Genomic DNA, 10,119 nt, shown 5'->3' with positions numbered 1-10,119 from the left:
GGCGCGCGTCGCTGCGCGTGCCGCCCCGGGTGGGGTTCGCGGCCGGGAACGCCCCGGCCGGCGAAGCTCAGTCTTCGGCGGTGACCACGGCGCCGGCGGCGGCCGGCGTGCCGTTCATCAGGACCACGCCCAGCGACTCGCGCACCTTGTTCTCGATCTCGTCGGCGATGTCCGGATTTTCGCGCAGGTATTCACGCGCGTTGTCCTTGCCCTGGCCGATCTTCTCGCCCTTGTAGCTGTACCACGCGCCCGACTTCTCGACGACCTTGGCGTCCACGCCGAGGTCGATGATTTCGCCCTGGCGCGAGATGCCCTGACCGTAGAGGATGTCGAAGAAGGCTTCGCGGAACGGCGGCGATACCTTGTTCTTGACGACCTTGACCTTGGTTTCGTTGCCGATCACCTCATCGCCCTTCTTGATCGAGCCGATGCGGCGGATATCCAGGCGCACCGAGGCGTAGAACTTCAGCGCATTGCCGCCGGTGGTGGTTTCGGGCGAGCCGAACATCACGCCGATCTTCATGCGGATCTGGTTGATGAAGATCACCAGGCAGTTGGTGCGCTTGATGGTGCCGGTCAGCTTGCGCAGCGCCTGGCTCATCAGGCGAGCCTGCAGGCCCGGCAGCGAATCGCCCATCTCGCCTTCGATTTCGGCCTTGGGCACCAGGGCCGCCACCGAGTCGATCACGATCAGGTCGACCGAGCCCGAACGCACCAGCGCGTCGGTGATTTCCAGTGCCTGCTCGCCGGTGTCGGGCTGGGAGATCAGCAGGTCCCCCACGGACACGCCGAGCTTGCCGGCATAGTTGACGTCGAGCGCGTGCTCGGCATCGATAAAGGCGCAGGTGCCGCCCAGCTTTTGCATCTCGGCCACGACCTGCAGCGTGAGCGTGGTCTTGCCCGAGGATTCCGGGCCGTAGATTTCCACCACGCGGCCGCGCGGCAGGCCGCCGACGCCCAGCGCGATGTCCAGGCCCAGCGAGCCGGTGGACACGACCTGGATATCCTGGTCGATGTCGGCCTCGCCCAGTTTCATGATCGAGCCCTTGCCGAACTGCTTCTCGATCTGGGCCAGCGCGGCCGCCAGCGCCTTCTGCTTTTCGGCGCTTACGCCAGCACCCGCCTTCTTGCCGTCATCCATGGTCGTCCTTCCGTCAATGGTGTATAAATAGGCCGCATGTGGCGCGCTGCCTGCTTTTGCGGGTAACCGCCCGACCCGCGCCGCGCTGCGAACTCCTGATGACAATGAACCTGGCAGCAGGGGCAAACACTGGGCAAACGTCGGTAATACGTTCGTTACTAAATTCAGTACGATCCGGCCCGCTCACTGCGCGACTGGATCAAGCGAGTACTGTATAAAAAAACAGTATGCTTGGCAAGTCCCGCACGCGTCATTTGATGTAAAGCAACGACTAAGCCGGGCCAGGGTGGAGACAACCATGCGTATTCTGATCGCTGAAGATGACGATGTGCTGGCAGACGGCCTGACGCGCTCATTACGTCACTCCGGCTATGCCGTCGACCATGTTGCCAGTGGGGTTGAAGCCGATTCGGCCCTCTCGACCCAGACCTTCGACCTCCTGATCCTCGATCTGGGCCTGCCCCGCATGCCCGGGCTGGAAGTGCTCAAGCGCCTGCGCACGCGCGGCGCCATGCTGCCGGTGCTGATCCTGACCGCGGCCGACGGCGTCGACGAGCGCGTCAAGGGCCTGGACCTGGGCGCCGACGACTACATGGCCAAGCCCTTCGCCCTGTCCGAGCTGGAAGCCCGCGTACGCGCGCTGGTGCGGCGCGGCGCCGGCGGCGGCGCCACGCTCACGCACCACGGCCCGCTGGCCTTCGACCAGGTTGGCCGCATCGCCTACCTGAACGAGCAGATGCTGGATCTGTCCGCGCGCGAAGTCGGGCTGCTGGAGATCCTGCTCACCCGCACCGGGCGGCTGGTGTCGAAGGAGCAGCTGGTCGACCACCTGTGCGAATGGGGCGAAGAGGTCAGCAACAACGCCATCGAAGTCTATGTGCACCGGCTGCGCAAGAAGATCGAGGTGGGCGGCATCCGCATTGCCACGGTACGCGGGCTGGGCTACTGCCTGGAGAAATTCCAGGCCGCCGTGGCGCACGACTAGAAAGCGCCATCAGATTCGGCATCAGATTCGGCATTAAAATCGGCATTAGCGCCGTTTCCCTTTCACGACCGGCCGGCGACACCGCCACGACCTGCCCCACCTCCTCCCCATGAGCCTGCTGCGACTGCCACGGCGGCGCGCGCGCCCGCCCTCCCCGCCCGATGAGATCGTCAGCGACGAAACGCTGGCCGACGCCCTGCCGCACCTTGAGGACAGCGCGGGCCATCCATCGCCGCGCTCGCTGTTCGGCGAAATCCTGGACTGGATGCTGGCGCCACTGCTGCTGCTATGGCCGATGAGCATTGCCGTGACCTACCTGGTGGCGAAATCCATCGCCAACGGGCCCTTCGACCGCTCGCTGGAGGCCAGCGCCATCGTGCTCTCGCAGCAGGTGCGCGAGGTCAACGGGCGCGTCACGCTGCAGCTGCCGCTGTCCGCGCGCGAGATCCTGCGGGCCGATGAAACCGACAACATCTACTACCAGGTGGTGGGCACCCACGGCGAGTTCGTCGCCGGCGACCACGACATGCCGCTGCCCGGCGAGGATGATCGCGGCCACGCCGGGCTGGTCTCGCTGCGCGACGACCGCATCGCGGGCAACGACGTGCGCGTGGCCTACACCTATGTCGATCTCAAGCAGGCGGGCGACGCGCAGCCGGTGCTGGTGCAGGTTGGCGAGACGCTCGACAAGCGCGCGCGGCTGGCCAATGAAATCATCAAGGGCGTGATCCTGCCGCAGTTCGTGATCCTGCCGCTGGCGGTGGTGCTGGTGTGGTTCGGCCTCACACGCGGGCTGGCCCCGCTTACCTCGATCCAGCAGCGGATCCGCGCGCGCAATCCCGGCGACACCAGCCCCATCGACGAGCGCGCCGCGCCGCAGGAGATCACGCCGCTGGTCGCCTCCTTCAATGACCTGCTGGCGCGGCTGGATATTTCGGTGCAGACGCAGAAGCGCTTTATCGCCGATGCCGCCCACCAGATGAAGACACCGCTGGCCGGGCTGCGCATGCAGGCGGAGCTGGCGCAGCGCGAGCAATCGCCCGAGGAGCTGCGCAAGTCGCTGGCGCAGATCGCGGGCAGCTCCGAACGCGCGGCCCACCTGGTGACGCAGTTGTTGTCGCTGGCGCGCATGGAGAACCTGGCCAGCGCCGGCAGCATGGCGCCGCTGGACCTGGCCGCGCTCGCGCGCGAGGTGGTCAAGGACTGGCTGCCGCAGGCGTGGGCGCGCCGCATCGATCTCGGCGTGGATGCCGACGACCACCCGGTGATGGTGCAAGGCAACCGTCTGATGCTCACCGAGATGCTCAACAACCTGATCGACAACGCCATCCGCTACACGCCGGCCGATGGCAACGCCACCGTGCGCGTCAGCGCGGATGCCTTCGAGCCCTTCGCGTATCTCGAAGTGGAAGACACCGGCCCCGGCATCCCGGTGGCCGAGCGCGAGCGCGTGATGGAGCGGTTCTACCGCGTGCTCGGCACCAAGACCCAGGGCAGCGGCCTGGGCCTGGCCATCGTGCGCGAGATCGTGCAGCAGCACGGCGGCGATGTCAGCATCCTCGACCACGTCTACCAGGCGGAGCCGCGCCTGGCCGGCGCGTGCTTTCGCATCACGCTGCGCCGGCCATCTCCCCTGGAGCCTGCATGACCAACCCCGAGCACGCGCGCGGCGGGCGCGACCAGGCCGACCAGTCCGAACGCCGTGCATGGCATCGCAACCTGCGCTGGATCACCGTATTGCTGTCGATCTGGTTCGTGGTCACCTTCGGCGTCGCTTGGTTCGCCCGCGAACTGCGCTTCGATTTCTTCGGCTGGCCCTTCTCGTTCTGGGTCGGCGCGCAGGGCGCGCTGATCGTCTACGTGCTCATGGCCGCGCTCTACGCCTGGCGGATGAACCGCGAGGACGACGACGATGCCGACGATCGGGCCGCGGTCGCGCAGCGCCACGACGATGCTGCATAGCAAGAAATACAATGGCGCCGCCTGGCGCTTGTTCCGGCGCGATCTTCCGCGACCGCACGCTTCGCGGCGCAGCAATGCAGAACCCGCTTCTTGCTTAGCGTATACCCCGAGCATTTAGCGGCTTACCGGGCGGAAATTGTCAGAACGCAGTAAGTTTCGCCTCCCACAATCCATTGCAACTTCGGAGGCAATGGCGCGCCCGCGACAGCGCGAGCGTGCCAGCGGCCCCACGAAAGATTCCGATCAAACACGGAGGAGACAATGGCTAACGCACAGAACGTGGCAATGCCCGGAGGCACAACCCAGGGCTCTGCGATGACGCCCGAAGAGCGGAAGGTGATTTTTGCTTCCTCGCTCGGCACGGTATTCGAGTGGTACGACTTTTATCTTTACGGTTCGCTGGCAGCCATCATCGCCAAGCAGTTCTTCTCCGGCCTCGATCCAACCGCCGCCTTCATCTTCGCGCTGCTAGCCTTTGCCGCGGGCTTCATCGTGCGGCCGTTCGGCGCGCTGGTGTTCGGCCGCCTTGGCGACATGATCGGGCGCAAGTACACCTTCCTGGTGACCATCCTGATCATGGGCGCGTCCACCTTTATCGTGGGCCTGCTGCCAGGCTACGGCACCATTGGCTGGGCGGCCCCGATCATCCTGATCGGGCTGCGCATGCTGCAGGGCCTGGCGCTCGGCGGCGAGTACGGCGGTGCCGCCACCTATGTGGCCGAGCACGCGCCGCACGGCAAGCGCGGTGCCTATACCGCATGGATCCAGACCACCGCCACGCTCGGCCTGTTCCTGTCGCTGATCGTGATCCTGCTGTGCCGCAACCTGACCGGTCCGAACTTCGACGTCTGGGGCTGGCGCATTCCGTTCCTGGTCTCGATCCTGCTGCTCGGCGTATCGGTCTACATCCGCCTGTCGATGAGCGAATCGCCCGCCTTCCAGAAGATGAAGGCCGAGGGCAAGACCTCCAAGGCCCCGCTGACCGAGTCGTTCGGCCAATGGCGCAACCTGAAGATCGTGATCCTGGCGCTGGTAGGCCTGACCGCCGGCCAGGCCGTGGTGTGGTACACGGGCCAGTTCTACTCGCTGTTCTTCCTGACCCAGGTGCTCAAGGTCGACGCCACCACCGCCAACCTGCTGATCGCGGGCGCCCTGGTGATCGGCACGCCGTTCTTCATCTTCTTCGGCTCGCTGTCGGACAAGATCGGCCGCAAGTGGATCATCATGGCCGGCTGCGCGCTGGCGATGCTGACCTACTTCCCGCTGTTCAAGGCCATGACCCACTACGCCAACCCCGCCCTGGAGCGCGCGCAGCAAAGCGCCCAGATCGTGGTGACCGCGGACCCGAAGCAATGCTCCTTCCAGGGCAGCCCGATCGCCCGCGAGATCGATTTCCGCAGCTCCTGCGACATCGTCAAGCGGACGCTGGCACAAGCCTCGGCAAGCTACGAAGTGGTGGAAGCCCCGGCCGGCACCGTAGCCACGGTGAAGATCGGCGACAAGGAGTTTGCCTCCTTGAACGCCACCCTGGTACCGGCGGGCCACAGCTTCGACGACGCCAGCAAGAAGCAGATCGCCACATTCAAGAAGCAGGTGGGCGACTCGATGGCCGCGGCCGGCTACCCGACCAAGGCAGACCCCGCGCAGATGAACACCATCATGGTGCTGGTGGTCCTCGTCATCCTGGTGATCTACGTGACCATGGTGTACGGCCCGATCGCCGCGATGCTGGTGGAGATGTTCCCGACCCGGATCCGCTACACGTCCATGTCGCTGCCGTATCACATCGGCAATGGCTGGTTCGGCGGCCTGCTGCCCACCATCTCCTTCGCGCTGGTGGCGCAGAACGGCAACATCTACTACGGCCTCTGGTACCCGATCATCATCGCGGGCGTCACCCTGGTCATCGGCTCGCTGTTCGTCCGCGAAACCAAGGACGTCAATATCTACGCCAACGACTAAAGGCGCGTGAGCTGGCCCGTCGTCCCGGGCACCAGGCTCATGCACGACTGATCCGGTAGTCAGTCGCTCCACCGGCGGGCCGCAAGGCCCGCCGGTTTTTTTGCAGGCCGCGCGAGATGCCGTTCGACACCCTCTAAACTTTTTGAAGAGGGGGGGTGTTGACAGCCTCCAAATGCCATGTATAATTTCGGTCTTGTTCGGCGAATTAGCTCAGTTGGTTAGAGCGACGGAATCATAATCCGCAGGTCCGGGGTTCGAGTCCCTGATTCGCCACCATACAGTTGGGTGCCTTCGCTTTAGGGGAGCGCACCTTGGAAAAACCTCTTCGGATCTCTGATCTGAAGAGGTTTTTTCTTTTGGCCTCCCGAAGTTTCCACTTCCTTAGCGCCAACAACATCGATCAAGTTCTGCATGTTGTCCACCAAGGGCGGGGTCGGCAAGACCACGCTCGCGGCTTCCCTCGACGGCCCGGACATCACCCTCAGCGATGACCCCGAAGGCGCCATCCAGCACAGGCTCGCCATCCGTGCCGACGGCATGCTCCAACTCTCCCGCGCCCTCGCCTCCCCCATCATGTCCGACGACAATTATGACGTCGTCATCATCGATACCCAGGGCGCCGCCAGTCACCTCCAGAACAATGCCGCCCTCGCCGCCTCCCAGATCATCTGGTCGCCGGCGCGTCAATCAAAGGCTGGTCTCAACCGATCCGGCGATCCGAAAGCCAAGATCATCGATGGCAAAGGTCGGATAACTGCGAAGGCGATCCAGGCCACCGCTCACAGCGGCCCGGGCAACGTCTTCAGGCCGATCCAGAGCACCAAGATGACAACGTTGACTGGCACGCTGAGCACGCCGGGCACGTAGAAGAGCGCGGACAGCGCAGGCGCGCACAACATCAGCTCCACCACGCTACCCAAACCATAGAAGATGACGCCGCACCAGATCCAGCGCCGCATGTATGTCCGCAGCCAATGCGCGCGTGCCTTGTTGAAATGCCAGGCGAGGGCTCGTTCAGCCCGGTTGCCCTGGCTGGCGTCCCGGAACAGCCAGCCGAAGAAAAAATAGCGGTACAGCAGCGTGCGAAATGCCAGTTCTTGCATGATCACTCCTTTGGCCGCGACCAGCCTGTGAAGTGCAAAGCTCACGCAAGCATGCAGGTACGACAGCGGCAGGTACAACACCAGCGTACCAAAAAGTCGCGGGCACCGGAGCCATGGATGGCCCTGCCTGGCTGACTGCCACCACTATTGCCAGCGGTCTGCAGGCTGGACATGACGTCGGCGCATCTCGCGGCATGAGAAGGTGCCGCGTACCTCGATCAGACATAAGCTGCTGGCAGAATCGCATACAGCCTTGCCCCGTCCAGATGGCGGGACTATCCGTGAGCTCACCAGCGCCCGAATGGCCCGCAGGCCTGGCTTATGACAAAATATGCCACCGTCCGCGGGACATGCCGGACATTCCTGGCCCAGGCACACCTCTCCAACACCATTGAACCCCTCCGCCACCGTTCCCATCTCCCTGGTCAACGGCTTCCTGGCCAGCGCGGACCCGGCAGTCATCCAGCGTGTGGCCGGACAGTCCGGCATCGCATACGGCTTGCTGCAGACGCCGGGCGCCCGGGTCACCGAGGAGCAGTTCTCCACGCTGTACCGGCTGCTTGCGACCGAGCTGGATGACGAGATGCCGGGCATCTTCAGCCGGCCGTTGCGCAATGGCACCCTGAAGTACCTGTGCCTGAGCCTGCTGGATGCGCCGCGCCTGGAGGTGGCGCTACATCGCTTTGGCCAGTTCTTTTACCTGATCCTGGACGATTTCAGGCTGGAATCCGGGCGCGAGGACGCGCTTGGGCGCGTTGCGCTGGTATCCGACCCGTCTGGCCCTGGCGTTAGCGAGCTTGGCCGTGAACTGATGCTGAAGCTGGTACACGGCGTGGCCTCATGGCTGGTGGCAAGGCGCATTCCGCTGGCCAAGGTGGAGTTCGACTTCGCGCGCCCGCACGCCAGCGACTATCTCTACCAGTTTCCCGGCCCGGTTCAGTTCAGCTGCGGGCAGACGCAGCTTAGTTTCGACGCGGCTTACCTGGATATGCCGATACGGCGGCGCAAGGCCGACCTGCAGACCTTCCTGGCGCGCGCACCGGAAGACTGGATCTTTGTCTCGTTCGCGGAGCAGATGGTTTGCCACCGCGTGCGCCAATACCTGGCCGATTGCCTGCCGGCGACACCAACCATCGAAACGGTCGCGCAAGACCTGCACTTTTCCGTGCGCACGCTGTGCCGCCGGCTGACGGCCGAAGGCACGACATTCCAGACGGTCAAGGACGAGGTGCGGCGCGACATCGCTATCCTGCGGCTGACGCGCACCTCGGACGCCATCGCGGCCATCGCGTATGACATTGGCTTCGACAACCCTACCGCGTTCCACCGTGCCTTCCGGCACTGGACCGGCAGCACCCCCAAGGCCTACAGGACCATGCCCGAAGGCGGCGGCCGCTAGCGGCTGCGGGCAGGGATTGGTCGGTTTCCTGACAAATCCTGCCAACCAGGCGCCCTGCCCGCCCGGGCTTGCGCGCCCTGCTGCCGCGGTGCAGCCGACCTCACGCCGTGGTGCAAAGCGGCAGGATTTGTCAATGAATGGGCAGCTTTTGGTAGTGAGCGAAGGCGGCTCCGGCGCTACGATCAGGCATCCGGCACATGCCCTGGGCAACGCCGCTTAGCCATATATGTAGTGAGACAGGAGACATCGATGACCTACCGCGCGCCGCTCAAAGACATGCTGTTCGTCATGAACGAGCTGGCTGGCCTGGAAGCCGTCAGCCAGCTGCCCGGCTTCGACGAAGCCACCCCGGAAACGGCCGAAGCCGTGCTCGAAGAGGCGGCCAAGTTCAACGAGCAGGTGGTGGCGCCGCTGAACCGCGCCGGCGACCTGGATCCCAGCAGCTGGAAGGACGGCGTGGTGACTACCACGCCCGGCTTCACGGATGCCTTCCGCCAGTTCGGCGAAGGCGGCTGGCAGGGCGTGCTGCATCCGCAGGAGTTTGGCGGCCAGGGCCTGCCCAAGCTGATCGCCACCGCCTGCAACGAGATGCTGAACAGCGCCAACCTGTCGTTCGCGCTGTGCCCGTTGCTGACCGACGGCGCCATCGAGGCGCTGCTGACGGCCGGCTCGGACGAACAGAAGGCCGCTTTCCTGCCGAAGCTGATCTCCGGCGAGTGGACCGGCACCATGAACCTGACCGAGCCGCAGGCCGGTTCGGACCTGGCTGCCGTGCGCACCCGCGCGCAGCCGCAGGGCGACGACACCTACAAGGTCTTCGGCACCAAGATCTTCATCACCTACGGCGAACACGACATGGCGCAGAACATCGTCCATCTCGTGCTGGCGCGTACCCCCAACGCGCCCGAGGGCGTCAAGGGCATCTCGCTGTTCGTCGTGCCCAAGTTCCTGGTCAACGCCGACGGCACGCCGGGCGAGCGCAACGACGTGCACTGCGTGTCGATCGAGCACAAGCTGGGCATCAAGGCCAGCCCCACGGCGGTGCTGCAGTTCGGCGACCATGGTGGCGCGCTCGGCACGCTGGTCGGCGAAGAGAACCGCGGCCTCGAGTACATGTTCATCATGATGAACTCGGCGCGTTTCGCGGTCGGCATGCAGGGTATCGCGGTGTCCGAACGCGCCTACCAGCAGGCCGTGGCCTATGCGCGCGAGCGCGTGCAGAGCCGCCCGGTCGATGGCTCCGCGCGCGAAGCGGTGACCATCATCCACCACCCCGACGTCAAGCGCATGCTGATGACGATGCGTGGGCTGATCGAAGGCGCGCGTGCCGTGGCCTACGTGGCGGCGGCCGCCAGCGATGCCGCGCACCAGCATCCAGACGAGGCCGTGCGCAAGCAGAACCAGGCCTTCTATGAGTTCCTGGTGCCGGTGGTGAAGGGCTGGAGCACGGAGCTGTCGATCGATGTCACCAGCCTGGGCGTGCAGGTGCACGGCGGCATGGGCTTTATCGAGGAAACCGGCGCGGCCCAGCACTATCGCGATGCCCGCATCCTGCCGATCTACGAAG

9 protein-coding genes and 1 tRNA gene are annotated in these 10,119 nt (G+C 64.9%); 8 read left to right on the top strand and 2 right to left on the bottom strand.

The features are described from left to right. Positions 1-67: 67 nt before the first annotated feature. Positions 68-1,141 (bottom strand): recombinase RecA, encoded by a 1,074-nt coding sequence (gene recA, locus ACYP5B_RS35465; RefSeq protein ID WP_267605599.1) that lies wholly within the window; start codon positions 1,139-1,141, stop codon positions 68-70. A gap of 298 nt (positions 1,142-1,439) precedes the next feature. On the opposite strand from recA, the gene ACYP5B_RS35460 reads away from it, so the two are divergent. The 6 genes from ACYP5B_RS35460 to ACYP5B_RS35435 all read left to right on the top strand — a co-directional run bounded on the left by ACYP5B_RS35460 (position 1,440) and on the right by ACYP5B_RS35435 (position 6,917). Beyond that, positions 1,440-2,126 carry a response regulator gene (locus ACYP5B_RS35460; protein WP_006158053.1) on the top strand — a complete coding sequence of 229 codons (687 nt, stop codon included), beginning with the start codon at positions 1,440-1,442 and terminating at the stop codon, positions 2,124-2,126. 109 nt (positions 2,127-2,235) lie between these two features. Beyond that, on the top strand, positions 2,236-3,774 hold the full coding sequence (locus tag ACYP5B_RS35455) for a sensor histidine kinase N-terminal domain-containing protein (RefSeq protein WP_459572770.1): 1,539 nt from the start codon (positions 2,236-2,238) through the stop codon (positions 3,772-3,774). Further along, positions 3,771-4,088 carry a DUF4212 domain-containing protein gene (locus ACYP5B_RS35450; RefSeq protein ID WP_459572769.1) on the top strand — a complete coding sequence of 106 codons (318 nt, stop codon included), beginning with the start codon at positions 3,771-3,773 and terminating at the stop codon, positions 4,086-4,088. The genes ACYP5B_RS35455 and ACYP5B_RS35450 overlap by 4 nt, the downstream gene beginning before the upstream one ends. Before the next feature lie 261 nt (positions 4,089-4,349). Then, the gene (locus tag ACYP5B_RS35445) at positions 4,350-6,050 is read left to right on the top strand and encodes an MFS transporter (RefSeq protein ID WP_459572768.1); all 1,701 of its coding nucleotides are present in this window, start codon (positions 4,350-4,352) and stop codon (positions 6,048-6,050) included. A gap of 199 nt (positions 6,051-6,249) precedes the next feature. After that, positions 6,250-6,326: transfer RNA gene (locus tag ACYP5B_RS35440), tRNA-Met, on the top strand. 135 nt (positions 6,327-6,461) lie between these two features. Further along, positions 6,462-6,917, top strand: coding sequence for a hypothetical protein (locus ACYP5B_RS35435; protein ID WP_459572767.1), 456 nt, complete (start codon positions 6,462-6,464; stop codon positions 6,915-6,917). Here ACYP5B_RS35435 and ACYP5B_RS35430 read toward each other — a convergent pair. Further along, a complete protein-coding gene (locus tag ACYP5B_RS35430; protein ID WP_400102199.1) occupies positions 6,830-7,153 on the bottom strand; it encodes a hypothetical protein in 324 nt (107 codons plus the stop codon). The genes ACYP5B_RS35435 and ACYP5B_RS35430 overlap by 88 nt on opposite strands. Positions 7,154-7,544: 391 nt before the next feature. Here ACYP5B_RS35430 and ACYP5B_RS35425 point away from each other — a divergent pair, with 391 nt between their 5' ends. Then, positions 7,545-8,552, top strand: coding sequence for an AraC family transcriptional regulator (locus ACYP5B_RS35425; protein WP_400102198.1), 1,008 nt, complete (start codon positions 7,545-7,547; stop codon positions 8,550-8,552). 249 nt (positions 8,553-8,801) lie between these two features. After that, positions 8,802-10,119 (top strand): acyl-CoA dehydrogenase family protein (locus tag ACYP5B_RS35420; protein ID WP_459572766.1); only part of this gene is annotated, 1,318 nt, incomplete at its 3' end.

It is taken from the genome of Cupriavidus sp. 8B, from assembly GCF_054589115.1.
The sequence above is the reverse complement of the archived record's forward strand: the minus strand, read 5'-3'. Positions and strand labels throughout refer to the sequence as shown.